This is a genomic window from Streptomyces sp. NPDC004788, from assembly GCF_053601115.1.
In genome coordinates, this window is sequence record NZ_JBSGBF010000013.1 from 71,695 (window position 1) to 94,575 (window position 22,881).

Below are 22,881 nucleotides of genomic sequence, written 5' to 3' on the forward strand. Positions count from 1 at the left end.
CCTAGCGGGGCGCAGCCACACCGGGTGGGTAAGGCGGCGTCCTGGCGGGCGTGGCCTGCACGCGGCAAGCCACGCACCGCGCGGGCGGGCGCCGCCGCGCAGGGCGGCGAGGCAGGCGCATGGGCGTCGCCCCCGCAGGGGCGGCGGCTCAGGCTTGGCTGCTGTACGTGAGAGTGCGCGCTCGGCGCGTGCGCCATCGCATGCCGTTGACCTGGCCCGGCTCGTCGCCGATCACATAGCGCACCCGGCGGCCGTGGACCCGGCGCGCGGGCGCGCGGCAGCCGCGCGGGCGGCAGCCACGGGCGAGCGGGGCGTGGCGGCGGTCGCCTCCGTCGGCGCGCACGGCGGCGGCGCCCCGGGCGCTGCGGCCCGGAACGTGCGGCGTGTCGTGACGGAAGCGGACGTACATGCCGGGTCAGCCCCGCCCGTGACGCAGGGCCGGGTGGGCGCCGGCGGCGACCAGGTCGGCGACGGCGGCCTTGGGGTCGCGGCCGGTGACCAGGGACTCGCCGACCAGGACCGCGTCGGCGCCGGCGTTGGCGTACGCGATCAGGTCGTGCGGGCCACGGATGCCGGACTCGGCGACCTTGACGATGCCGGCCGGGATCTCGGGGGCGACGCGCTCGAAGGTGGAGCGGTCGACCTTGAGGGTCTTCAGGTTGCGCGCGTTGACGCCGATGATGCGGGCGCCGGCGTCGACGGCCCGCTCGACCTCCTCCTCGTCGTGGACCTCGACGAGCGGGGTGAGCCCGATGGACTCGGCGCGCTCGATGAGGGAGACGAGGGCCTCCTGCTCCAGGGCCGCGACGATGAGCAGCGCGAGGTCCGCGCCGTACGCCCGGGCCTCCCAGAGCTGGTAGGCGGTGACGATGAAGTCCTTGCGCAGGACCGGGATGTCGACCCGGGCCCGTACGGCTTCGAGGTCGGCGAGCGAACCGCCGAAGCGGCGCTGCTCGGTGAGGACGGAGATGACGGCGGCACCGCCCGCCTCGTAGTCGGCGGCGAGACCCGCCGGGTCGGCGATGGCGGCGAGTGCGCCCTTGGACGGGCTGGAGCGCTTGACCTCGCAGATCACCTTGACGCCGTCACCGCGCAGTGCGGCGACGCCGTCCTTGGCCTGCGGCGCCTTTGCGGCGCGCTCCTTGAGCTCGTCGAGGGAGACCCGCGCCTGCCGCTCTGCGAGGTCGGCGCGCACGCCTTCGATGATCTCGTCGAGCACACTCACGCGAGAGGCCCCCTTCCGGGATTCGATGAACACGGTTCAGCCAGGTCGATGGTATCCGCAGGTGGGCCCCGGACCCGCATCGATTGGAGCCGCGTCCCATCTGCTGGGACTTCCCGCGCTGGTCAGGGGGCGAGCGCGGAGCCGAAGGGGAGATTCCTTACGAGGGTGAATACCCCCAGAACGGCACCGATCACCCACCACCAGGCCGGGGAGATCGCGAGCCGCATGGGAATACCGCGGATGGCACGAATCAGCCACAGGGTCATCACGACGGCGAAGACGCCGTAGCCGACGACGGCGAGGGCGTTGTAGCCGAGGGCGGCGCCGAGGTCTCCGTGGACGAAGGCGTGGGCGCTGCGCAGGCCGCCGCAGCCGGGGCAGTAGATGCCGGTGAAGCGGAGCAGGGGGCAGACGGGGTAGTGCCCGGGTTCGCCCGGGTCGACGGTGCCGACGTACGCGAAGGCCGCCGCGACCCCGGCGAGCGCGCCGACCGGCGCGAGCAGCCGCCGCGCCAGCGGCCTGGGCGGCGGCGGAGGACCGTAGGGCGCGTGCGGCGGATACGGCATGTGCGCTGCGAACGGCGCGTGCGCCACGGACGTCATGTGCGCTGCCTGCGCCGCATTCTGCGCGTACGCCGGGTTCAGCCCGTGGGCCACGGACGGTGCGTCGGCCGCGTGCGGCGCGAACGGCGCGTGTGTCGCCGGGTCTGCCGGCTCGGGCACGGCCGCCGCCGTCGGGTTCGGGTCCATCCGGTGATTGTCGCCGTTGACGCGCGAAGGCGCAGCCCCGTGTCGCGGGGCTGCGCCTTCCGGGCGATGCGGTGCCTCAGGCGCGGCTCTGCTCCAGGACGCGGGCGGTCGCGGCCTCGCGGGCGGCGACGACGGCGGCGGATTCCTTCGGCATGCCGAGGCCCGCGATCTTCATCGCGCCGCCGACGACACCGCCGAGGAGGATGACACCGATGCCGGCCCAGAAGCCCGGACCGTTCGCCGCCACCATGAAGACTCCGGCGATGCAGAAGCCGATGAAGGAGATGATGACACCGGTCCAGGCGGCCGGGGTGTGTCCGTGGGCGCTGCCCGCCATGAGTTGCTCCTCGTTGGTGTTGCTCGGTGGTGACGTCTCAGTGACGTCCTCATTGTTCCGCACATGCGGCCGCGGCGGTGAATCGGGGTGCCCGAACGATCACGCGTCGCGTCCGCGGGGAGCCGCCTCAGTCGCCGTGCGTCGGGTCCTCACCGCGGTCGAGGGCCTTCCACAGGTCCTCGGGACGGTCGGGGTCGACGGCGGCGGCCTGGCCGCGGCGGGCGGCGCGCGGGGTGCCGGAGCGCTCGTAGCGGCCGCCCATCGCGGGCCAGGACTTGCCGAAGCGCAGCGCGAAGAGCCCGGCGACCAGGATGAGCAGGGCGCCGGCGGTGGCGACGTACGGCCAGACGGTGTGGCTGAGGCCGCCGACGGCGGCCGCGGTGTTGCCGCTGACCCTGGCCGCCTCCGCGTTCAGGGCGTCGCTGTCGGAGGCGCCGAGGACGGCGGCGAGGGCCGCGCCCGCGCCGCTGAGGGCGAGCAGGGCGGCGACCAGGGTGCGGCCGGCGCGGCGGACGGCGAAGACGGCGACGAGCGCGGCCAGGCCGACGATGGCGAGGGCGGTCGGGACGCCGGTGACGGCGCCGCCGTCGGCCGTGACGGGGACGGAGCCGCCGCCGACGGACGCGGTGCCCTCGGCCCACTTCTGGCCGGCGGAGAGCAGTACGACGGTGGCTCCGAGGGCGCCGAGCAGCAGGGCCACGGCCAGGCTGCGGCGGGCGCCGGAGGAGGCGGCGCCGCCCGGACGGGCGGCTCGGGGCTGGGGTACGGGTACGGCACTCACATACCCCACTATCCCCTACCGTCTCTGCGGCGACTCATCCGGTCGTGGTCAACCCGTGGTGACGTTCGCCGTCATCCGGTTGGCGGTGTGGACGGCGCGGAGCACCGCCGCCGCCTTGTTGCGGCACTCGTTGTCCTCGGCGACCGGGTTCGAGTCGGCGACGACACCGGCTCCGGCCTGCACGTACGCCGTGCCGTCGCGCAGCAGGGCGGTACGGATGGCGATGGCCGTGTCGGAGTCGCCGGCGAAGTCGAGGTAGCCGACGCAGCCGCCGTACAGGCCGCGCCGGGACGGCTCCAGCTCCTCGATGATCTGCATCGCGCGCGGCTTGGGCGCCCCGGAGAGGGTGCCGGCCGGGAAGCAGGCGGTGAGGACGTCGAAGGCGGTCCTGCCCTCGGCGACCTTGCCGGTCACGGTGGAGACGATGTGCATGACGTGCGAGTAGCGCTCGACCGACATGAAGTCGACGACCTCGACGGAGCCCGGCTCGCAGACCCGGCCCAGGTCGTTGCGGCCGAGGTCGACGAGCATGAGGTGCTCGGCGCGCTCCTTGGGGTCGGCGAGCAGCTCCTCGGCGAGGTCGTGGTCCTCCTGCGGCGTGGCGCCGCGGTGCCGGGTGCCGGCGATGGGGTGGACCATCGCGCGGCCGTCCTCGACCTTGACCAGGGCCTCGGGCGAGGAGCCGACGACGTCGAAGCCGTTCTCGAAGCGGAAGAGGTACATGTACGGGGACGGGTTGGTGGCCCGCAGCACCCGGTAGACGTCGAGCGCGGAGGCCGTGCAGGGCGTCTCGAACCGCTGCGAGGGCACCACCTGGAAGGCCTCGCCGGCCCGGATGCGCTCCTTGATGTCCTCGACGGCGTCCTGGTAGGCCGGGCCGCCCCAGAGCGCGGAGAACTCGGGCAGGGCGGACTCCGGCAGCGCGACCGGGGTGGACGCGACCGGGCGGGCCAGGTCGGCCTCCATCGCGTCGAGGCGGGCGACGGCGTGCGCGTACGCCTCGTCGACGCCGGTCTCCAGGTCGTTGTGGTTGATCGCGTTGGCGATCAGGAGCACCGAGCCGTCCCAGTGGTCGAGGACGGCGAGGTCGCTGGTGAGCAGCATGGTGAGCTCGGGCAGCTTCAGGTCGTCGGTGCCGTGCTCGCCGATGCGCTCCAGGCGGCGCACGATGTCGTAGCCGAGGTAGCCGACCATGCCGCCGGTGAACGGGGGCATCCCGGACGAGAGGTCGCGCGGGGTGTGCAGGGTCTCCACGGTGGCGCGCAGGGCGGCGAGCGGGTCGCCGTCGACGGGGACGCCGACCGGCGGGGTGCCGAGCCAGTGCGCCTCGCCGTCCCTGACGGTGAGGGTGGCGTCGCTGCGGACGCCGATGAAGGAGTAGCGGGACCAGCTGCGGCCGTTCTCCGCGGATTCGAGCAGGAAGGTGCCGGGGCGTTCGGCGGCGAGCTTGCGGTAGAGCCCGACCGGGGTGTCGCCGTCAGCGAGGAGCCTGCGGCTGACGGGGATGACGCGGCGGTCGGCCGCCAGCTTGCGGAAGGTCTCGAGATCCATGGCGCCAGACCCTACTCGGCCGCGAGGAGCACGTCGGTGTCGAAGCAGGTGCGGGTGCCCGTGTGGCAGGCGGCGCCGACCTGGTCGACCTTCACGAGCAGCGTGTCGGCGTCGCAGTCGAGGGCGACGGCCTTGACGTGCTGGACGTGGCCGGAGGTGTCGCCCTTCACCCAGTACTCCTGACGGCTGCGGGACCAGTAGGTGGCGCGGCCGGTGGTGAGGGTGCGGTGCAGCGCCTCGTCGTCCATCCAGCCGAGCATCAGCACCTCGCCGGTGTCGTGCTGCTGGGCGATGGCGGGGACCAGGCCGTCGGTGCTGCGCTTGAGGCGCGCGGCGATGGCCGGGTCGAGGTCGCTGGAGGTCCGGGGCGGCGTGCTGCTGCTCATTTCGCCATTGTGCGTGACCGTGGGTGTTGTCCGGCGGGGCGTCCACAGGACGGACCGGTAGGTCCGCTCGGCGGTCAGCCACGGGCGGGCGGCGACCGGTGTCGGCGCGGCAGCGGGGCGGCCGACTGGCCGGGGCCGCTGGGCGGAGCGGGCGCGCGGGTCGTACGCTGGCGGGCATGTCGACCCATGCCAAGCGTGAACGGCTTCTGCTCGCCGACCTGTTGGAGGCGGCCGGTCCCGACGCGCCGACGCTCTGCGAGGGGTGGCGCACCCGGGACCTGGCGGCGCACGTGGTGGTGCGGGAGCGCCGGCCGGACGCGGCGGCGGGCGCGGTGGTGCCGTTGCCGGCGCTGAAGGCGCGGCTCGACCGGGTGCAGGCGGAGTTCGCCGAGAAGCCGTACGAGGAGCTGGTCCAGCTCATCCGTACGGGCCCGCCGAAGCTGTCCCCGTTCACGATCAAGCAGGTGGACGAGGGCGCGAACGTCGTCGAGTTCTACGTCCACGCCGAGGACGTGCGCCGGGCGCAGCCGGACTGGTCGGCGCGCGCGCTCGACCCGGTGTTCGCGGACACGCTGTGGTCGCGCCTGGAGAAGTCGGCGCGGCTGCTCGGCCGGAAGGCGCCGGTGGGTCTGGTGCTGCGCCGGCCGGACGGGCAGACGGTGGTGGCGCACCGCGGGGCCCCGGTGGTGACGGTGTCCGGGGAGCCGGGCGAGCTGATCATGTTCCTGTTCGGGCGGCAGGACGCGGCGAAGGTGGAGCTGGACGGCGAGCCGGAGGCCGTGGAGCGGCTGCACTCGACGAAGCAGCTGGGGATCTGAGCCTACTGGGGATCCGAGCCGGCCAGGGATCTGAGCCGACTGGGGATCCGAGCCGGCCAGGGATCCTAGTCGGCTGGGGATCCGAGTCGGCTGGGGATCCGAGCTACGCCCCGGGCAGTTCGGCCTTGCGCAGGGCCGGGACCAGCAGGGCGTACACGCCGCTCAGCGCGCAGACCGCGGCGCTGACGGCGAAGACCGGGCCGGGGCCCCAGAGGCCGATGGCGGCGCCGGTGACCGGGAAGCTCAGCGGAGCGAGACCGAGCGAGCAGAGGCTGGAGACGGCGGAGACCCGGCCGAGGTAGGCGGGGTCGCACTCGGTCTGGACGAGGGCGTTGCACAGGGCCCCGGAGAGTCCGGCGAGCAGGCCGATGGAGAGGGAGACGCCGACGGCCACGGGCAACAGGGGTACGTAGGCGAGGGCGCCGATCGAGACGGCGCCGAGCACCATGGTCCAGCCGCTGACGGCTCCGGTGCGCGGGACGCGCCCCCGGACGGTCAGGAGCAGCGAGGCGGCGCCCGCGCCCGTACCGAAGCCGAAGAGCACCCAGCCGATGCCGGAGGCGCCCCAGCCGCGCTGTTCGGCGAGGACGGCGAGGCCGACGTTGAGCGGGCCGACGAAGCCGAGGTCGCTGAGGAGCACGACGATCATCATGTGGCCGAGGACGCGGTGACCGCGCAGGTAGCGCAGGCCGTCGGTGAGGTCGCGCAGGGCGGTTCCCTCCGCCTTCGCGCCCTCGGAGGGCAGCGCGCGAAGCCTCAGCGCGCACAGCAGCGGCAGGGAGAGGGCGAAGAGCGCGCCGGCGACCGTGAAGGCGGTGGCGGAGCCGCCGACGGCGACGGCGAGACCGCCGAGCGGGGCGCCGAGGACGGAGCCCGTGCGGTACGCGATGCCGCGCATGCCCTGGACGCGGGCGAGCTGGTCGCGCGGGGCGATCCGGGGCGGCAGGGCGCCGACGGCCGGCAGGAAGAGGGCGTCGACGGCGCCGAAGACGAGGGCGACGGCGGCCAGGATCCACAGACCGGGCGAGGCGAGGAACAGGGTCGTGGCGAGGCCGAGGGCGACCAGGCAGCGGACGGTGTCGGAGCCGATGACGACCCGGCGCGGGCCGAGCCGGTCGGCGACCACTCCCCCGAACAGCATGAGCAGGGCGCGCGGGACGGCGGAGACGGTCATGACGAGGCCGGCCTGGGCGGGGGTGCCGCTGCTGACGGCGGCCCAGGAGAGGGCGAGGTAGTAGACGCTGTCGCCGAGGGTGGAGGCGGTGAAGGCGCCGAGCCAGCGCAGGACCTGCGGGTCGCGATGGGCGGGACGGGCGGCGGGGGCGGTGAGGGCGGGTGCCGGGGCGGTGGTGGTCATCGCGGTCAGCCCCGGTACGGGAAGCCGTGGAGGTGGACGGCGACGTTCTCGCGGCCCTCGGTGTCGCCGGCGGCCTCGGCGGCGCGGGCCGCCTGGTCGTACTTCCTCAGCAGCGCGTCGAGGTCCTTGCCGAGGGCGGCGAGTTCGGCGGCGGTGAGGCGGGGCAGCCACTCGGAGCTGATGGCGGCGGAGCGCCACTCGTCGGACCAGGTGAGCCGCTCGTCGAGGAAGCGGCGGTGCATCTCGGTGCGCTGCTCGTTGACGGTGCGGCCGAAGGCGGCGCTCGCGGCGGCGAGTTCGGGGGCGCCGTTCATGTCCTCCTCGTGGATGCTGAAGCCGTACGAGCTGGGCTGCCACCACCGCTCCCGCCCGTCCGCCGACTGCGCCTCGGCCTCCTCGATGAGCCCGTGCTCGGCGAGCTTGCGCAGGTGGTAGCTGACCAGTGACACGGCCTCGTCGACCTGTTCGGCGAGCTGGGAGGCGGTGGCGGTACGGGCGACGAAGAGGGCGCGGTAGAGGCGCATGCGCAGCGGGTGCGCGATGGCCTTGAGGGTGCCCAGGTCGTCGATGCGGCGGTTCTCCGGCGAGGTCATGTCCACGACCGTAGATACGAAAGAAAACTTGCGCAACATGAATTGCACAAATAATCCTGCGCGTCTCGGCAAGAAGAAGGGCCCCGGAGGGCCCTTCCTGGAGACTGCCGAAAAGCGGAACGACGGTCAGCGGACCTCGTGGCCCGTCTCCCTCAGCGTCTGCTTCACCTCGCCGATCCGCAGATCGCCGAAGTGGAAGACGGAGGCAGCGAGCACCGCGTCCGCGCCCGCGTCGATGGCCGGCGGGAAGTCGGACAGCTTGCCGGCGCCGCCGGAGGCGATCACCGGCACGGTGACGTGCTTGCGCACGGCCGCGATCATCTCGATGTCGTAGCCGTCCTTGGTGCCGTCGGCGTCCATCGAGTTGAGCAGGATCTCGCCCGCGCCCAGGTCGGCGGCCCGGTGCGCCCACTCGACGGCGTCGATGCCGGTGCCCTTGCGGCCGCCGTGCGTCGTCACCTCGAACGAGCCGGAGGCCGTACGGCGGGCGTCGACCGACAGCACGAGGACCTGGCGGCCGAAGCGCTCGGCGATCTCGCGGATCAGCTCGGGACGCGCGATGGCGGCGGTGTTGACGCCCACCTTGTCGGCGCCGGCCCGCAGCAGCTTGTCGACATCCTCGGCGGAGCGGACGCCGCCGCCCACCGTGAGCGGGATGAAGACCTGCTCGGCGGTGCGGCGCACCACGTCGTAGGTGGTCTCCCGGTTGCCGGAGGAGGCGGTGATGTCGAGGAAGGTCAGCTCGTCGGCGCCCTCGGCGTCGTACAGCTTGGCCATCTCGACGGGATCGCCGGCGTCCCGCAGGTTCTGGAAGTTGACTCCCTTGACGACCCGGCCGTTGTCCACGTCCAGGCACGGGATCACGCGTACGGCGAGGCTCATGCCGCACCTCCCTCGGTGAAGTCCGGTCGGTACGCCTCGACCTCGACCTCGACGACGAGGCGCGGGTCGACGAAGCCGGAGACGATGATCATCGACGCGGCGGGGCGGACGGCGTCGAACAGCTCCTTGTGGGCGCGGCCGACCTCCTCCACGTCCCGGGCGTGGGTGATGTACATCCGGGTCCGCACGACGTGCTCGGGGCCCAGGTCCAGCTGCTTCAGGGCGCCGAAGGCCACGTTGAAGGAGTTGATCGCCTGCTCGTACGGGCCGCCGTCGGCGATGGCGCCGCCGACGACCGAGGTGCAGCCGGACACCAGCACGGTGCCGTTCGGCAGTTCCACCGCGCGGGAGTAGCCGAACTGCTCCTCCCAGGGAGCGCCCGTCACCACCTTCCTCAGCGCGTCGCTCATGCGGAAGCCACCGCCTCCAGCGCCTCCTCGAGGGTGAACGCCTTCGCGTACAGCGCCTTGCCGACGATCGCGCCCTCGACGCCGAGCGGCACGAGACCGGCGAGCGCGCGCAGGTCGTCCAGGGAGGAGACGCCGCCGGAGGCGACGACGGGCTTGTCGGTGGCGGCGCAGACGTTGCGCAGCAGCTCCAGGTTGGGGCCCTGGAGGGTGCCGTCCTTGGCGATGTCGGTGACGACGTAGCGGGCGCAGCCCTCGGAGTCGAGGCGGGCCAGCGTCTCGTAGAGGTCGCCGCCGTCGCGGGTCCAGCCGCGGCCCTTGAGGGTGGTGCCGCGCACGTCGAGGCCGACGGCGATCTTGTCGCCGTGCTCGGCGATGACCTTGGCGACCCACTCGGGGGTCTCCAGTGCGGCGGTGCCCAGGTTGACGCGGGTGCAGCCGGTGGCGAGGGCCGCGGCGAGCGAGGCGTCGTCGCGGATGCCGCCGGAGAGCTCCACCTTGATGTCCATGGCCTCGGTGACCTGGCGGACCAGGTCCCGGTTGTCGCCGGTGCCGAAGGCGGCGTCCAGGTCGACCAGGTGCAGCCACTCGGCGCCGGCGCGCTGCCACGCGAGGGCGGCCTCCAGCGGGGAGCCGTAGGAGGTCTCGGTGCCGGACTCGCCGTGGACGAGACGGACCGCCTGGCCGTCGCGGACGTCGACGGCGGGGAGGAGTTCGAGCAGGGTCTTCGGCGACACGGTCACAGGGTTCCGATCCAGTTGGTGAGGAGCTGGGCGCCGGCGTCGCCGGACTTCTCGGGGTGGAACTGGGTCGCCCAGAGGGCGCCGTTCTCCACCGCGGCGACGAAGGGCTCGCCGTGGGTGGCCCAGGTGACCTTCGGGGGGCGCATGGTGGTGTTGCCGATCTCCAGGGTCCAGTCGCGGACCGCGTAGGAGTGCACGAAGTAGAACCGGGCGTCGGCGTCCAGGCCGGCGAACAGTTCGCTGTCGGCGGGCGCGTCCACGGTGTTCCAGCCCATGTGGGGCACGACCGGCGCCTTCAGCGGCTCGACCGTGCCGGGCCACTCGTCGAGGCCCTCGGTCTCGACGCCGTGCTCGATGCCGCGGGCGAAGAGGATCTGCATGCCGACGCAGATGCCCATGACGGGCCGTCCGCCGGAGAGCCGGCGGCCGACGATCCAGTCGCCGCGGGCCTCCTTGAGGCCCTGCATGCAGGCGGAGAAGGCGCCCACGCCGGGGACGAGGAGCCCGTCGGCGTTCATGGCCGTGTCGTAGTCGCGGGTGATCTCGACGTCGGCGCCGACCCGGGCCAGGGCCCGCTCGGCGGAGCGGACGTTGCCGAAGCCGTAGTCGAAGACCACGACCTTCTTGGAGGTCTTGGCGGGAGCAGTCGTCATGACCACACGTCCAGGCGCAGGAGACCGGCCGCGAGACACATCGCGGAGCCGAACGCGAGCACGCCGACGAGGCTCTTGGACTGCTTCTGCTTGACGAAGGAGTAGACGCCGCCGAGGAGGAAGAGGCCGACGACGATGAGGACGGTGGAGAGGCCGTTCACGGTTACAGCGCGCCCTTCGTGGAGGGGAGGATGCCGGCGGCGCGCGGGTCGCGCTCGGAGGCGTAGCGGAGCGCCCGGGCGAGCGCCTTGAACTGGCACTCGACGATGTGGTGCGCGTTGCGACCGTACGGGACGTGGACGTGCAGGGCGATCTGCGCCTGCGCGACGAAGGACTCCAGGATGTGCCGGGTCATCGTCGTGTCGTAGGAGCCGATCATCGGCGCCATGTTCTCGGGCTCGGTGTGCACCAGGTAGGGGCGGCCGGAGAGGTCGACGGTGACCTGGGCGAGCGACTCGTCCAGCGGGACGGTGCAGTTGCCGAAGCGGTAGATGCCGACCTTGTCGCCGAGGGCCTGCTTGAAGGCGGCGCCGAGGGCGAGGGCGGTGTCCTCGATGGTGTGGTGCGTGTCGATGTGCAGGTCGCCGTCGGTCTTCACGGTCAGGTCGAACAGACCGTGCCGGCCGAGCTGGTCGAGCATGTGGTCGTAGAAGCCGACCCCGGTCGACACGTCGACCTTCCCGGTGCCGTCGAGGTCGATCTCGACGACGACGGAGGTCTCCTTGGTGGTGCGCTCAACGCGGCCTACGCGGCTCATGCGTTCTGCTCCTTCTTCAGCTCACGAACCGCGTCGAGGAACGCGTCGTTCTCTTCGGGGGTGCCGGCGGTGACCCGCAGCCAGCCCGGTACGCCGTTGTCCCGGACCAGGACGCCCCGGTCGAGGATCTTCCGCCAGGCCGCGTGGGAGCCCTCGGCTCCGTCGAAGCGGCCGAACTGGACGAAGTTGGCGTCGGACTCGGTGACCTCGTAGCCGGTCGCGCGCAGCTCGGCGACCAGCCGGTCGCGCTCGGCCTTGAGCTGTTCGACGTACCCGAGGAGGGTGTCGGTGTGCTCCAGGGCGGCGAGCGCGGTGGCCTGGGTGACGGCGGAGAGGTGGTACGGCAGGCGGACCAGCTGGACGGCGTCGACCACGGCGGGGTGGGCGGCGAGATAGCCCAGGCGCAGGCCCGCGGCGCCGAACGCCTTGGACATGGTCCGGGAGACCACCAGGTTCGGGCGGCCCTCGATGAGGGGCAGCAGCGAGTCCCGGTGGCTGAACTCCACGTACGCCTCGTCGACGACGACGAGGGCGCCGGCTCCGGGCCTGGCGGCCTGGGCGGCCTCGTACAGGGCGAGGACCGTCTCCGCCTCGACCGCCGTTCCCGTGGGGTTGTTGGGCGAGGTGACGAAGACGACGTCCGGCGCGTTCTCGGCGATCGCGCTGACGGCGGCCGCCACGTCGATGGTGAAGTCGTCCTTGCGCGGGCCGGAGATCCAGCCGGTGCCGGTGCCGCGGGCGATCAGGGCGTGCATCGAGTACGAGGGCTCGAAGCCGATCGCGGTGCGGCCGGGGCCGCCGAAGGTCTGCAGCAGCTGCTGGAGGACCTCGTTGGAGCCGTTGGCCGCCCAGACGTTCTCCGGGGCGACCGGGTGCTTGCCGGTACGGGTGAGATAGCGGGCCAGCTCGGTGCGGAGCTCGACGGCGTCCCGGTCGGGGTAGCGGTTGAGGCCGCGGGCGGCCTCGGCGACCCGCTCCGCGATCCGGGCCACGAGCGGCTCGGGCAGCGGGTAGGGGTTCTCGTTGGTGTTCAGCTGGACGGGCACGTCGAGCTGCGGCGCGCCGTACGGGGACTTGCCGCGGAGCTCGTCGCGGATCGGCAGGTCGTCGATCCCGATGGTGTCGTCCGGGGTCGTGGAGTCGGTGTTGCGGTCGGTCACTTGCTTTCCGGCACCTTCCAACCGAAGCGGGCCTTGATGGCGGCGCCGTGCGCGGGCAGGTCCTCCGCCTCGGCGAGGGTGACCACGTGGTGGGCGACCTCGGCGAGGGCGTCGCGGGTGTAGTCCACGATGTGGACGCCGCGGAGGAAGGACTGCACGGACAGGCCCGAGGAGTGGCAGGCGCAGCCGCCGGTGGGCAGCACGTGGTTGGAGCCCGCGCAGTAGTCGCCGAGGGAGACCGGCGCCCAGGGGCCGACGAAGATCGCGCCCGCGTTGCGGACCCGGTCCGCCACGGCGGCCGCGTCGGCGGTCTGGATCTCCAGGTGCTCCGCGCCGTAGGCGTCGACGACCTTGAGTCCGTCCGCCAGGTCGCGGACGAGGACGATCGCGGACTGCCGGCCGGCCAGGGCGGGGACGATCCGGTCGTCGACGTGCTTGGAGGCGGCGACCTGGGTCTTCAGCTCGGCCTCGGTGGCCTCGGCGAGCTCCTCGGAGTCGGTGACGAGGACGGAGGCGGCCATCGGGTCGTGCTCGGCCTGGCTGATCAGGTCGGCGGCGATGTGCACCGGGTCGGCGGTGGCGTCCGCGAGGACCGCGATCTCGGTCGGGCCGGCCTCGGCGTCGATGCCGATGCGGCCCTTGAGGAGGCGCTTGGCGGCGGCGACGTAGATGTTGCCGGGTCCGGTGACCAGGTTGACCGGGGCGCAGCCGGGCTCGTCGGCGGTGCCTTCGGTGCCGTACGCGAACATGGCGATGGCCTGGGCGCCGCCGGCCGCGTAGACCTCGTCGACGCCGAGGAGGGCGCAGGCGGCCAGGATCGTCGGGTGCGGCAGGCCGCCGAACTCGCGCTGCGGCGGCGAGGAGACGGCGATGCCCTCGACGCCCGCCTCCTGGGCCGGGACGACGTTCATCACGACGGAGGACGGGTAGACGGAGCGGCCACCCGGCACGTACAGGCCGACGCGCTCGACCGGGATCCACTTCTCGGTGACCGTGCCGCCGGGCACCACCTGGGTGGTGTGGGTGGTGCGGCGCTGGTCGCGGTGGACCATGCGGGCGCGCCGGATGGACTCTTCGAGGGCGGCGCGGACGGCCGGGTCGAGCTCGTCGAGGGCGCGGGCAAGGGCCTCGGCCGGAACGCGCAGGCCCGCGACGCGGACGCCGTCGAATTTCTCCCCGTAGTCGATCACCGCCGCCGCGCCATGATGCCGTACGTCCTCGCAGATGGGCCGCACCTTCTCCAGGGCGGCTTCCACGTCGAACTCGGCACGGGGCAGCAGGTCGCGCAGGGCGGAACCCTCGGGGAGGGCCTCGCCACGCAGATCGATTCGAGAGATCACGGGTCAATTCTCTCAGACGCCCCTCACGGCCGGACTCCCGTATCACTGGCTGATACGAACCGCTCTGCCGTCTGATACGCACCACTGGCGTCTTGTCGCCACACCTGACCGTTAGCGTTCAGTCCGTCACACAGCGGGAAGAACGGCTGTACGAATCCGGGAAAGCGGAATCGTGGAAAGCGAGGGGGCGGCAGTGACCGAGCCGCGCGAGGACGACGGGATGCCGGAGGGCCTGACCGGGCCTGAGCGCGTGATGTGGAGCGCGTTCCGGGTGGGCAGGACGTGCGATCTGCGGGAGGGGGTCGCGGAGCGGGACGATCCGTTCGCGGTGCGGGAGGTGTGGGGCGAGGAGCGCAGCGTGCGGGCGGAGGTGGTGGCGCTGCTGTTGCTCGACGGCCCGCCGGCGCGGGCCGGGCGGGTCGCCGCGCTGAAGCTGCGCGGGGTGCGGATCACCGGGGTGCTCAATCTGGCGGGCGGCGCGATAGGGCCGTACGTGGAGTTGAACGGCTGCCGGTTCGACCACGAGGTGGTGCTGCCGGAGGCCAAGTTCGGCACGCTGCGGATGGTCGAGTGCGCGATACCCCGGCTGGAGGCGGCCCGGCTGCACACGGCGGGCGATCTGCATCTGCCGCGCTGCCGGGTGGAGCGGGGCATCCGGCTCACGGACGCCCAGATCGGCACGGACCTGCTGATCAACCAGATCCGGGTGTGGCCGGACCGGCGCGGCCGCGCCATCACGGCGGACGGCATGGTGGTCGCCCAGGACTTCCAGGCCGAGCTGATCGAGACGTACGGGGAGCTGAGCCTGCGCGGGGCGCGGGTCGGCGTGTCGCTGAGCCTGCGCGGCAGCGTGCTGCGCGGCGCCCAGCAGCGCCGCGCGCTGAACGCGCCGCAGCTGACGGTGGAGCGCACGCTCTATCTGAACGCGGCGTGGGTGTACGAGAGCTCGGGGAACGCGACGGCCACGCCGCCGTACGGGGTGACGCCGGCCCAGGGCGCGCGGCGCAAACCGGTGGAGTGCCACGGCGGGGTGCGGCTCGACGACGGCCGCTTCGGCGACTCGGTCGACCTGCACTACGCCCGCTTCCTGCTCGACGGCTCGCGCCGCGAGGAGCTGTCGCTGCGCCGGATAGTGACACCGGAGCTGCGGTTCAACGGGGAGCGGCCCGAGGAGGGCCGGGTGGTGCTCAACGGGGCGAAGGTGGTGACGCTGATCGACCTGTCCAGCAGCTGGCCGGGCCCGGGCGGGCTCGCGATGGGCGGTTTCGTCTACGAGACGCTGGTGCCGTACGGGCACTTCCCGCTGGCCCGGCGCCTGGAGTGGGTCGCGGCGGCCACACCGGAGTACGCGCCGGAGCCGTACGAGCGCCTGGCGAGCGTGCTGCGCAACAGCGGCGAGGACGCGGACGCGCGGGAGGTGCTGCTCGCCAAGCAGCGGCGGCGCCGGGAGACGCTGCCGGTCGGCGCGAAGCTGTGGGGCTATGTGCAGGACCTGGCCGTGGCCTACGGCTACCGGCCGGGGCGGGCGGCGCTGTGGATGGCGGTGCTGTGGGCGGCCGGCACGTTCGCCTTCGCGCACTACACGCCCGTGCCGCTGAAGGCGGACGAGGCCCCGCACTGGAGCGCGGCGCTGTACGCGCTGGATCTGCTGCTGCCGGTGATCGATCTGGGGGAGGTCGGTGCCTGGCGCCTCGAAGGCTTCTGGCAGTGGGCCTCGACGGCGCTGGTCCTGGCCGGCTGGGTGCTCGCGACGACGGTGGCGGCGGGGGCCTCGCGACTGCTCAGGAGAGGGTGACGCGGCGGGCGGTACGCAGGGGCGCGGCGGGGCGGTGCCGAGCGAGCGCGGCGGGGTGGTGCCCAGGGGGGCGACGGGGCGCAGGGGGCGGCGGTGCTGTGGGCGGCCGTGCCAGGGGGCGGCAGGGCGTACCCAGGGGCGCGGCGGGCAAACCGAGGGGGTCGCATGGGCACCGGTTCGCCCCGATCTTTACGCTGTCTTGACTCCTGTCAGCACAACCTTCCCGCCGCCACCAAAGCTTCACAGGCCGCCACTGGCGCCGCCCTCACCTGCGGTTTTCAATGTTTCGCACAATGTCCTTGCTCCGCGCCCTTGTCGGCACCTCCCGACTGGTCCGGCACTCCCCGCGGCTCGCCGCCGGGCTCTCGCCGGACGACGACGTGCTGCTCGACGCGCCGGACGGGCGACTCGGGCCGGCCCTGGTCGCCGCGGCGCTCGCCGACCCGGAGCCGGCGGCCAAGCTCCTCGCCACCACCCGGGACGCCGAGGAGTGGGAGGACCGGGACCGCTACGTGGCCCGGCTGAGCGCCTTCGCCTACCGCCGGGACGGCTGGCTGGAGCACTGGCTGGCGGCCGCCCCGCAGGACCCGGACGCACTGCTCGTCAAGGCGCAGCTCGCGGTGCGCCGGGCCTGGGACTCCCCCGCCCGGGCGGAGCGGCTGCGCGAGCTCGGGCCGCTGATCGAGGCGGCGGCCGAGGCGGCGCCGCGCGATCCGGTGCCGTGGCGGCTGGCCCTGGACCACGCGCGCGGCGCGCACGCGGGGCACGCGGCCTTCGAGGCGCTGTGGGAGCAGGCGCTGCGCCGCGCCCCGCGCCACTACGGCAGCCATGTCGCCGCGCTGAAGTACCTGTCGGCGCAGTGGTACGGCTCGCACCGCGAGTGCTTCGACTTCGCCGAGGACGCCGCGGAGGACGCGCTGCCCGGCTCGCTCGTCCAGGCGCTGCCGGTGCGGGCGGCGTTCGCGCAGCTGATCGCCGGGTCCGACGCGGGGCACGGGGTGGCGGGCGACCGGATCGACGCGGCGGCCGACCGGGCGCTCGCGCTGTCGGCGGAGTATCCGGCGGGCGATCTGTGGCCGGCCGAGGTGCGCAACCTGCTCGTGCACGTCCTGGTGGAGCGGGGCCGCTGGCACGACGCGCTCGCCGAGTTCGCGCGGATCGGGCCGCAGGCGACCTCGTTCCCCTGGACCCTGGTCGCCGACGACCCGCTGCGCGGCTTCCTGGACACCCGGACCGGTGCCGTACGTGAGGTGGCGCGGCGCACTCCGCTGCGCGCGGGCACACGGGCACACGGGCGGGAACGACGGCTGGGGCGACGGCTGCGGTGACGGCAGGGACGACGGCGGGGACGCGAGCCGAAACGGGGCCGCGGACGGGACTGGGGACGCCGGCCGGCACCGGGGCCGGGGACGGGACCGGGCAGCGGAACGGGACGTTCCCCGCGCGGGACGGACAGGAAGCGGGACGGCCCGGCAGGGGCGGGTCCGGCGGCCATTACGCTTGACCGCTGTGACCACCGCTCGTCTGCCTCTCTTTCCGCTCAACGCGGTGCTGTTCCCGGGCCTCGTGCTGCCCCTGAACGTCTTCGAGGAGCGCTATCGCGCCATGATGCGCGAGCTGCTCAAGACGGACGAGTCCGAGCCGCGGCGCTTCGCCGTCGTCGCCATCCGCGACGGCCGCGAGGTCGCGCCGACCGCGCCCGGCATGCCGGACCAGACGGCGCTGCCGGAGAAGGGCCCGGCGGCCGGCTTCGGCCCCGATCCCGTCCAGGCGTTCCACCGGGTCGGCTGCGTCGCCGACGCGGCGTCGATCCGGGAGCGCGCGGACGGCGGCTTCGAGGTGATGTGCACCGGCACCAGCCGGGTGAAGCTGCTGTCGGTCGACGCGAGCGGCCCGTTCCTGACCGCCGAGGTCGAGGAGATCCCGGAGGAGCGGGGCGAGGAGGCCGAGGAGCTCGCGGAGGGCGTGCTGCGCGCCTTCCGCGCGTACCAGAAGCGACTGGCGGGCGCCCGGGAGCGCTCGCTGACCACCAGCGAGCTGCCGGACGACCCGTCGGTGGTGTCGTATCTGGTGGCCGCCGCGACCGTGCTCGACACGCCGGCGAAGCAGCGGCTGCTCCAGGCGCCGGACACGGCGACGCGGCTGCGCGAGGAGCTGGCGCTGCTGCGCAGGGAGACGGCGGTGCTGCGCCACCTTCCGTCGCTGCCGGCCGTGGAGCTGACCCGGGCGCCGACCAGCCCGAACTGAGCCCGATACCCCAGTCCTGCGAGGAGAGCCCGGCGTGGCGAAGAAGCAGAAGAAGAACGCCGGGGGCACCCCGGCGACGGTGGCCCTCGCGGCGGCCGGCACGGCGTACGTCCTGCACGCCTACGACCACGACCCGGCGGCCCCCTCGTACGGCGAGGAGGCGGCGGAGGCGCTCGGCGTCACCCCGGACCGGGTGTTCAAGACGCTGGTCGCGGACGTCGACGGCGAGCTGACCGTCGCGGTCGTCCCGGTGGCCGGCCAGCTCGACCTGAAGGCCCTCGCCTCGGCGGTCGGCGGCAAGCGCGCGGCGATGGCCGACCCGGCGGCGGCCGAGCGCACCACGGGGTACGTCCGCGGCGGCATCTCCCCGCTGGGCCAGCGCAAGCGGCTGCGTACGGTCCTGGACGCGTCGGCGTCGGACCACGCCACGATCTGCATCTCGGCCGGCCGCCGCGGCCTGGAGGTCGAGCTCGCCCCCCAGGACCTGGCGGCCCTCACCGGCGCCGTCCTGGCGCCCATCGGCCGCGGCTGAGCCCGCGACTGCTGGGCCCGGCCGCGAGCCCGGCAGCCGTCAGCTCTGCGGCTCCTGCGGTGCCTGAGGCGCGTGCGGTGCCTGCGGGTTCGGCAGCGGCGGCCAGGCGCCGTCCTCGGGTTCCGGGTCGCGCGGGCCGAAGAGGGCGGTGAGCGCGAGGTGGACGATCATCGCGGCGACCGGCCAGGCCAGCATCGCCGCGAAGCCCATGCCGAGTTCGAGCGGCGCGTCGAACGGGACCTTGGGGCCGACGGCCTTGGCGTGGGCGACGACATCGCGCTCCCCGCCGAACCAGACGCCCACGCCCCACGCGAGCAGCGAACCGAGGATGCCGCCGAGCGCGAGGCCGAGCACCAGGGCGACGCCGCCGCGCCGGTGCACCAGGAAGACGAGGGCCGCGGCGACGGCCCCGAAGCCGAGCGCGAGCAGGACAAACGTTCCGTCGGCGCCGATCGCCGACTCCGCCTCGCTGTTGCGCAGGAAGACCGCCTTGCCGTCGGAGATCAGCGAGACCCGCGGCGCGAGCCACAGCCACAGCAGCCCGAGCAGCGCGCCGAGGAGCCCGGACACGGCCGCCACCACGGCGGCCTGCCGGATCTCGGTCGCCGTCCCGGGCCCGTCCTCGGCGGGCGGCACGGGTGAGGGCGGCGGCCAGGCGGAGTCGTGCGGCGGCTGGTGCGGCGGAGTCAGAGGTGCGGTCACGACGCCATCGTGCCAGGTGTGGCTGTGAGTCGCCTCAGCGGATCATCGGATCGTCCGCCGCAAGGCGAGTGAGCCGAAGGGGCGTGACGGGGGAACAGTCCCGAGCACGGTCGGGGCGGTGAGCCCGGCTCAAGCTCCCCCGCACGTAGGCAGGGGGGAACCGAGCCTCGATAAGGGGGGTCAGCGCACCGCGGCTCGGCGGTAGGCCCAGGTGGCCACCGCCAGCGAGCCCACGCCCACCGCCGCGCACACCCCGAGGTCCAGGCAGACCGCCGTCCAGTCCGGGTGCGCGTCGAAGGTGCGGGCCAGGGCCTCGACGCCGTACGTGGAGGGCAGCAGGTCGCGGGCCCAGGCGATGGGGGCGGGCATGCGGTCGGCGGGCAGCACGCCCAGGAGCAGGGCCGCGGACATGCCGAGCTGGCCGAGGAGGGTGGCGAGCTCCTGCCGGGGGGCGAGCAGGCCGAGGGCCGCGCCGAGGCCGGCGAGGGCCGCGCCGGACAGCGGGACGACCGCCGCCAGGATCCACAGGTGGCCGAGCGGGAGCCCGAAGAGCACCGATCCGACGACGGCGGTCACCACCGTGCCGGGCACGGTGAAGGAGGCGTACGCGCCGGCCGCGCCGAGCACCACGGCCGCGGGCGGCACGGGCAGCGTGGCGTAGTGGTCGAGGCCGCCGCCGGCCCGCAGCTGCCCGAAGTACTGGGCGAGCAGGTTGAGCGCGACGAAGGCGACGACGAGCACGGCGGAGCCGGCCACCACGGACCGGGCCTCCGAGCCGCCGTCGACGACGCCGCGCATCAGGATCATGATGCCGATGGACTGGAAGGTCGCCACGAAGAGCAGCGGGATGCGGGCGACCCGGGCGCGGCTGAGCTGTGCCCGGTAGACGGCGCCGAGCGCGGGCAGCAGCCGGGCGCGCGGGGCGAGCGGCGCGGCGGGCGCCTCGGGGGCGTCGCGGACCACGTCGACGGGAACGGCGGCGGCCGTCAGGGCCTCGGCGGGCAGGGTGCTCAACTCGTCCAGCTCCTGACGGTCGACGGGTGGTACGTCACGCCTTCACCAGCCCCCGCGTCTGGCCGCCGAGCGCCAGGTACACGTCCTCCAGGCTCGGCGTCGCCAGGGTGAAGTCGTCGAGGGCCGCGAACGCCGCTCCGCCGGTCACCGCGGCGACCGCGGCCCGCGCCTCGTCGGGGCCGAGCCGCAGCACCCAGCGGCGGCCGGACTCCTGCGCCGAGACGCGCAGCGCGGCGACCTCGGGGACGTCGAGCGGGGGGCGCTCGCGCCAGACGAGTTCGACCCGCACCTCGCCCGCGACGCGTTCCTTGAGGCCGGCGGGGGTGTCGCAGGCGATGACCCGGCCGCGGTCTATGACGGCGACCCGGTCGAGGACGGTCTCGGCCTCGATGACGTTGTGGGTGACGAGCAGCACGGTGGCGCCGTGTTCGGCGCGGCGCCGGTCGACGGCGGCCCAGACGGCGCGGCGGGCGACCGGGTCCATGCCGGTGGTGGGCTCGTCGAGGACGAGGAGGGGGCGCTCGCCCACGAGGGCGGCGGCAAAGCAGGCGAGCCGGCGCTGGCCGCCGGAGAGCTTCTTGAGGGGGCGGCCGGCGATCTCGCCGAGGCCGAGTTCGTCGAGGACGGCGTCGCGGGCGGCACGGGCCTCGCGGGCGCCGAGCCCGCGCAGCCGGCCGGTGGTCTCGGCGGCGAGGGCGACGGTCAGCTCGTCGAGGGCGGTGGACTCCTGGCCGAGGTAGGCGAGGAGGCGGGCGGCGCGCTCGGGGTGGCGCACGATGTCGTGGCCGAGGATCCGGGCCGTGCCGGAGTCGGGGCGCATCAGGCCGGTGAGCTGGCGGACGAGGGTGGACTTGCCGGCGCCGTTGGGTCCGAGCAGGCCGAAGATCTCACCGCCGCGCACATCGAGGCTGATCCCGTCGGTGGCCCGCACCTCGGGGGTCGCGGGCGCGCCGCGTCTGCCGCGTGTGGCGGGGTACGTCCTGACCAGATCCCGCACCACGCACACCGTACTCACGAGGGATGAGCCTAAGGGGTGCCGCGGCTCTCCTCGGGCGCGGGGGCGTGTTGGGCGGCGGCGTGCATGTCGATCTCGCGCCAGAATCCGGCCCGGATCGCATAGCGGTCGTGTTCGTCGATCTGGTCGTCCTTGTGGGCGAGCAGTCCGAAGCGGGCGGCGTAGCGGAGCAGTTCGCCGTCGATGCGGTGCGGGATGCGCGGGTACATGGTGGCGAGTTTCGGTACGTGACCGGGCTCGGGCAGCCGGTCGAGCCAGCGGCGCGCGAAGACCTGGCCGACCTCGTAGGGGTCGCCGCCGACGGTGGTGATGTCCTCCTCGCGGTCGGCCCAGCGCTGCTCGGCGCTGGTGAGCTGGGCGAGGGTGGGCAGGGACGCGGTCTCGGCGGGTTCGCCGAGCGAGGGGGCGGGGCGGTCGATCCAGCCCTTGTCGGAGGACCACCGGAGGGTGGCGGCGGGCTGCGGGGCGGGCGACGGGGCGGGGCCGCGCAGGCCGGCGAGGTCCTTGGGGGTGGGCACGCTACGGCCGGGGGCGGGCGCGGGGACGCCGGAGCCGTTGACGGAGCCGTTCACGGAACCGTTCACACGGTCGCCGGGGCCGGCGGCCAGGTCGGTTCGCGTGTCGTCCCGGCGTCCGGCGGCGGGTCCGTCGTGCGAGGCGGCCGCCGCTGCCGCCGCGGCGGCCCGTTCGGCGGAGGCGGCGAGCGCGGACTCGGGCAGCGGCGCGGAGAGGATCGCGGCGATCTCGGGGCGGGGCACCGGCGGCGGGGCGCACACTCCGTTGAGGTCCTTGGCCCGGATGGCGCGGGTGATCCAGGTCCGGTCGAGGACCCGGCGTTCGTCGGCCTCGGCGACCAGGTCCTCGGACTGGTTGTAGTCGCCGTCGGCGGCCTGCACGGCCCACAGGTGGACCGCGACGCCGTGTTCCTTGGCGGACATCAGTCCGGGCAGCAGGTCGCCGTCGCCGGTGACGAGGACGATGTCGGAGCAGGCGCGGTTGCGGGAGAGCTCGGTGAGCTCGGTGTGCATGGCCGCGTCGACGCCCTTCTGGGCCCAGCGCCCGTCGCTGCGGGTCAGCGCGCCGAGCCGGACGGTGACCCGGGGCAGCACGCGCAGCCGGCGGTGCTCGGGCTGGGGCACCCGGTCGGGCGCTCCGTCGAACCAGTAGATGCGCAGCAGGGGCAGCTGGGTGTCGGCCTCGGCGCGCTCGCGCAGCTGCTGGATGAGCGCGGCGTGGTCGACGGTGATCCGTGAGCGGGCCGGTTCCCCGGCGAGCAGGCTGGCGGCGGCGCCCAGCAGATAACCGGCGTCCACCAGGACGACGCATCGGTCCACGTGTTCCACCCTCTTTCGCCGAACCTGCTCGGGAACCTCGGGATCGGAAGTGCTCCGGGTTCCTTCGAGTCTGCCCGACCGGGGTGGCGTTGACGTCCGGAACTGGATCATCGGCGTGGCGGATCTCACTCGGATTCCACTCGGGAACGACGTCTACTGTCCGTAATGATCCAAAATGCGACGCTTTCCGCCATGTGTGAGTCTGGCAGCGGCCCTGGCCCCCACACCCCCTTGAGGAGGCATCATCACCATGGCCAAGAACCGCAAGCAGGATCGCAGTCAGCAGTCGCCGCAGCGCGGCTCGCAGGCCGAGCGCGGCCAGCAGCAGGCCGAGCGCTCGTCGATGGAGTCCATGTCCGAGTCGCGCGCCTCGCAGGTCACGCCCGGCGACATGGCACGCAAGGGTCGGCAGAAGCGTTTCGGCCACAACTGACGTGTAGCCGTACGCGAGGGGCGCGCCCGTGACGACGGGCGCGCCCCTCGCGCGTGTGCGGACCGGAACG

The 22,881-nt window shown here is 73.8% G+C and carries 27 protein-coding genes; 6 read left to right on the plus strand and 21 right to left on the minus strand.

Features of this window, described 5'->3' with window-relative positions; all coding sequences use genetic code 11:
* Nucleotides 1-148: 148 nt before the first annotated feature.
* The 7 genes from trpM to hisI form a co-directional block, all read right to left on the minus strand.
* The gene (gene trpM / locus ACWEJX_RS08995) at nt 149-409 is read right to left on the minus strand and encodes a tryptophan biosynthesis modulator TrpM (RefSeq protein WP_451606848.1); all 261 of its coding nucleotides are present in this window, start codon (nt 407-409) and stop codon (nt 149-151) included.
* Between the two features lie 6 nt (nt 410-415).
* Complete coding sequence (trpC, locus tag ACWEJX_RS09000; RefSeq protein ID WP_451606849.1) at nt 416-1,225, minus strand: indole-3-glycerol phosphate synthase TrpC; 810 nt, start codon at nt 1,223-1,225, stop codon at nt 416-418.
* Between the two features lie 122 nt (nt 1,226-1,347).
* A complete protein-coding gene (locus tag ACWEJX_RS09005; protein ID WP_451606850.1) occupies nt 1,348-1,974 on the minus strand; it encodes a DUF2752 domain-containing protein in 627 nt (208 codons plus the stop codon).
* 76 nt (nt 1,975-2,050) lie between these two features.
* Nucleotides 2,051-2,311 carry an HGxxPAAW family protein gene (locus ACWEJX_RS09010; protein WP_403798175.1) on the minus strand — a complete coding sequence of 87 codons (261 nt, stop codon included), beginning with the start codon at nt 2,309-2,311 and terminating at the stop codon, nt 2,051-2,053.
* Nucleotides 2,312-2,438: 127 nt separating this feature from the next.
* Nucleotides 2,439-3,101, minus strand: a complete 663-nt coding sequence (locus ACWEJX_RS09015; protein WP_451606851.1) for a TIGR02234 family membrane protein — start codon at nt 3,099-3,101, stop codon at nt 2,439-2,441.
* A gap of 39 nt (nt 3,102-3,140) precedes the next feature.
* Entirely contained in the window at nt 3,141-4,643 is a 1,503-nt protein-coding gene (locus tag ACWEJX_RS09020) for an anthranilate synthase component I (protein WP_451606852.1), read from the minus strand.
* An 11-nt stretch (nt 4,644-4,654) separates the two neighbouring features.
* A complete protein-coding gene (gene hisI / locus ACWEJX_RS09025) occupies nt 4,655-5,029 on the minus strand; it encodes a phosphoribosyl-AMP cyclohydrolase (protein ID WP_451606853.1) in 375 nt (124 codons plus the stop codon).
* A 176-nt stretch (nt 5,030-5,205) separates the two neighbouring features.
* On the opposite strand from hisI, the gene ACWEJX_RS09030 reads away from it, so the two are divergent.
* Nucleotides 5,206-5,847: a TIGR03085 family metal-binding protein gene (locus tag ACWEJX_RS09030; RefSeq protein WP_451606854.1), complete on the plus strand. Its 642-nt coding sequence runs from the start codon at nt 5,206-5,208 to the stop codon at nt 5,845-5,847.
* Nucleotides 5,848-5,950: 103 nt separating this feature from the next.
* Here ACWEJX_RS09030 and ACWEJX_RS09035 read toward each other — a convergent pair whose 3' ends face one another.
* The 10 genes from ACWEJX_RS09035 to hisD all read right to left on the minus strand — a co-directional run bounded on the left by ACWEJX_RS09035 (nt 5,951) and on the right by hisD (nt 13,739).
* Nucleotides 5,951-7,204, minus strand: a complete 1,254-nt coding sequence (locus tag ACWEJX_RS09035) for an MFS transporter (RefSeq protein WP_451606855.1) — start codon at nt 7,202-7,204, stop codon at nt 5,951-5,953.
* Between the two features lie 5 nt (nt 7,205-7,209).
* Nucleotides 7,210-7,797 (minus strand): ArsR/SmtB family transcription factor, encoded by a 588-nt coding sequence (locus tag ACWEJX_RS09040; protein WP_451606856.1) that lies wholly within the window; start codon nt 7,795-7,797, stop codon nt 7,210-7,212.
* A 126-nt stretch (nt 7,798-7,923) separates the two neighbouring features.
* The gene (gene hisF, locus ACWEJX_RS09045) at nt 7,924-8,679 is read right to left on the minus strand and encodes an imidazole glycerol phosphate synthase subunit HisF (RefSeq protein ID WP_403798194.1); all 756 of its coding nucleotides are present in this window, start codon (nt 8,677-8,679) and stop codon (nt 7,924-7,926) included.
* A complete protein-coding gene (locus ACWEJX_RS09050) occupies nt 8,676-9,089 on the minus strand; it encodes a RidA family protein (protein WP_451606857.1) in 414 nt (137 codons plus the stop codon). The genes hisF and ACWEJX_RS09050 overlap by 4 nt, the downstream gene beginning before the upstream one ends.
* On the minus strand, nt 9,086-9,823 hold the full coding sequence (priA, locus tag ACWEJX_RS09055; RefSeq protein ID WP_451606858.1) for a bifunctional 1-(5-phosphoribosyl)-5-((5-phosphoribosylamino)methylideneamino)imidazole-4-carboxamide isomerase/phosphoribosylanthranilate isomerase PriA: 738 nt from the start codon (nt 9,821-9,823) through the stop codon (nt 9,086-9,088). The genes ACWEJX_RS09050 and priA overlap by 4 nt, the downstream gene beginning before the upstream one ends.
* Before the next feature lie 2 nt (nt 9,824-9,825).
* Nucleotides 9,826-10,482, minus strand: a complete 657-nt coding sequence (gene hisH, locus ACWEJX_RS09060) for an imidazole glycerol phosphate synthase subunit HisH (RefSeq protein WP_451606859.1) — start codon at nt 10,480-10,482, stop codon at nt 9,826-9,828.
* Nucleotides 10,479-10,643 carry a hypothetical protein gene (locus ACWEJX_RS09065; protein ID WP_451606860.1) on the minus strand — a complete coding sequence of 55 codons (165 nt, stop codon included), beginning with the start codon at nt 10,641-10,643 and terminating at the stop codon, nt 10,479-10,481. The genes hisH and ACWEJX_RS09065 overlap by 4 nt, the downstream gene beginning before the upstream one ends.
* Before the next feature lie 2 nt (nt 10,644-10,645).
* Nucleotides 10,646-11,239 carry an imidazoleglycerol-phosphate dehydratase HisB gene (gene hisB, locus ACWEJX_RS09070; RefSeq protein WP_389216254.1) on the minus strand — a complete coding sequence of 198 codons (594 nt, stop codon included), beginning with the start codon at nt 11,237-11,239 and terminating at the stop codon, nt 10,646-10,648.
* Nucleotides 11,236-12,399: a histidinol-phosphate transaminase gene (locus tag ACWEJX_RS09075; protein WP_451606861.1), complete on the minus strand. Its 1,164-nt coding sequence runs from the start codon at nt 12,397-12,399 to the stop codon at nt 11,236-11,238. Before ACWEJX_RS09075 ends, hisB begins: the two co-directional genes overlap by 4 nt.
* Nucleotides 12,396-13,739, minus strand: a complete 1,344-nt coding sequence (hisD, locus tag ACWEJX_RS09080; protein WP_451606862.1) for a histidinol dehydrogenase — start codon at nt 13,737-13,739, stop codon at nt 12,396-12,398. The genes ACWEJX_RS09075 and hisD overlap by 4 nt, the downstream gene beginning before the upstream one ends.
* Before the next feature lie 193 nt (nt 13,740-13,932).
* Here hisD and ACWEJX_RS09085 point away from each other — a divergent pair, with 193 nt between their 5' ends.
* From ACWEJX_RS09085 to ybaK, 4 genes are all read left to right on the plus strand, one after another.
* Nucleotides 13,933-15,534 (plus strand): oxidoreductase, encoded by a 1,602-nt coding sequence (locus ACWEJX_RS09085; protein WP_451606863.1) that lies wholly within the window; start codon nt 13,933-13,935, stop codon nt 15,532-15,534.
* A gap of 281 nt (nt 15,535-15,815) precedes the next feature.
* Entirely contained in the window at nt 15,816-16,862 is a 1,047-nt protein-coding gene (locus ACWEJX_RS09090; RefSeq protein ID WP_451606864.1) for a hypothetical protein, read from the plus strand.
* 181 nt (nt 16,863-17,043) lie between these two features.
* Nucleotides 17,044-17,781, plus strand: coding sequence for an LON peptidase substrate-binding domain-containing protein (locus ACWEJX_RS09095; protein ID WP_451606865.1), 738 nt, complete (start codon nt 17,044-17,046; stop codon nt 17,779-17,781).
* Nucleotides 17,782-17,815: 34 nt separating this feature from the next.
* Complete coding sequence (gene ybaK, locus ACWEJX_RS09100) at nt 17,816-18,313, plus strand: Cys-tRNA(Pro) deacylase (RefSeq protein ID WP_451606866.1); 498 nt, start codon at nt 17,816-17,818, stop codon at nt 18,311-18,313.
* Between the two features lie 39 nt (nt 18,314-18,352).
* On the opposite strand, the gene ACWEJX_RS09105 is transcribed toward ybaK, so the two are convergent.
* The 4 genes from ACWEJX_RS09105 to ACWEJX_RS09120 form a co-directional block, all read right to left on the minus strand.
* The gene (locus ACWEJX_RS09105; RefSeq protein ID WP_451606867.1) at nt 18,353-19,015 is read right to left on the minus strand and encodes a DUF2567 domain-containing protein; all 663 of its coding nucleotides are present in this window, start codon (nt 19,013-19,015) and stop codon (nt 18,353-18,355) included.
* 180 nt (nt 19,016-19,195) lie between these two features.
* Nucleotides 19,196-20,029 (minus strand): ABC transporter permease, encoded by an 834-nt coding sequence (locus ACWEJX_RS09110; RefSeq protein ID WP_451606868.1) that lies wholly within the window; start codon nt 20,027-20,029, stop codon nt 19,196-19,198.
* A gap of 34 nt (nt 20,030-20,063) precedes the next feature.
* A complete protein-coding gene (locus ACWEJX_RS09115) occupies nt 20,064-21,035 on the minus strand; it encodes an ABC transporter ATP-binding protein (RefSeq protein ID WP_451606881.1) in 972 nt (323 codons plus the stop codon).
* Between the two features lie 20 nt (nt 21,036-21,055).
* Nucleotides 21,056-22,387 carry an NYN domain-containing protein gene (locus ACWEJX_RS09120; RefSeq protein WP_451606869.1) on the minus strand — a complete coding sequence of 444 codons (1,332 nt, stop codon included), beginning with the start codon at nt 22,385-22,387 and terminating at the stop codon, nt 21,056-21,058.
* A gap of 241 nt (nt 22,388-22,628) precedes the next feature.
* On the opposite strand from ACWEJX_RS09120, the gene ACWEJX_RS09125 reads away from it, so the two are divergent.
* Nucleotides 22,629-22,811, plus strand: a complete 183-nt coding sequence (locus ACWEJX_RS09125) for a hypothetical protein (RefSeq protein WP_451606870.1) — start codon at nt 22,629-22,631, stop codon at nt 22,809-22,811.
* Nucleotides 22,812-22,881 lie beyond the last annotated feature (70 nt).

Excerpts from the sequence above, each read along its gene's own strand:
- trpM (WP_451606848.1), bottom strand. The coding sequence starts at position 409 with ATGTACGTCCGCTTCCGTCACGACACGCCGCACGTTCCGGGCCGCAGC.
- ACWEJX_RS09005 (WP_451606850.1), bottom strand. The coding sequence starts at position 1,974 with ATGGACCCGAACCCGACGGCGGCGGCCGTGCCCGAGCCGGCAGACCCG.
- ACWEJX_RS09010 (WP_403798175.1), bottom strand. The coding sequence starts at position 2,311 with ATGGCGGGCAGCGCCCACGGACACACCCCGGCCGCCTGGACCGGTGTC.
- ACWEJX_RS09020 (WP_451606852.1), bottom strand. The coding sequence starts at position 4,643 with ATGGATCTCGAGACCTTCCGCAAGCTGGCGGCCGACCGCCGCGTCATC.
- hisI (WP_451606853.1), bottom strand. The coding sequence starts at position 5,029 with ATGAGCAGCAGCACGCCGCCCCGGACCTCCAGCGACCTCGACCCGGCC.
- ACWEJX_RS09030 (WP_451606854.1), top strand. The coding sequence starts at position 5,206 with ATGTCGACCCATGCCAAGCGTGAACGGCTTCTGCTCGCCGACCTGTTG.
- ACWEJX_RS09035 (WP_451606855.1), bottom strand. The coding sequence starts at position 7,204 with ATGACCACCACCGCCCCGGCACCCGCCCTCACCGCCCCCGCCGCCCGT.
- ACWEJX_RS09040 (WP_451606856.1), bottom strand. The coding sequence starts at position 7,797 with ATGACCTCGCCGGAGAACCGCCGCATCGACGACCTGGGCACCCTCAAG.
- hisF (WP_403798194.1), bottom strand. The coding sequence starts at position 8,679 with ATGAGCCTCGCCGTACGCGTGATCCCGTGCCTGGACGTGGACAACGGC.
- ACWEJX_RS09050 (WP_451606857.1), bottom strand. The coding sequence starts at position 9,089 with ATGAGCGACGCGCTGAGGAAGGTGGTGACGGGCGCTCCCTGGGAGGAG.
- hisH (WP_451606859.1), bottom strand. The coding sequence starts at position 10,482 with ATGACGACTGCTCCCGCCAAGACCTCCAAGAAGGTCGTGGTCTTCGAC.
- hisB (WP_389216254.1), bottom strand. The coding sequence starts at position 11,239 with ATGAGCCGCGTAGGCCGCGTTGAGCGCACCACCAAGGAGACCTCCGTC.
- ACWEJX_RS09090 (WP_451606864.1), top strand. The coding sequence starts at position 15,816 with ATGTTTCGCACAATGTCCTTGCTCCGCGCCCTTGTCGGCACCTCCCGA.
- ACWEJX_RS09125 (WP_451606870.1), top strand. The coding sequence starts at position 22,629 with ATGGCCAAGAACCGCAAGCAGGATCGCAGTCAGCAGTCGCCGCAGCGC.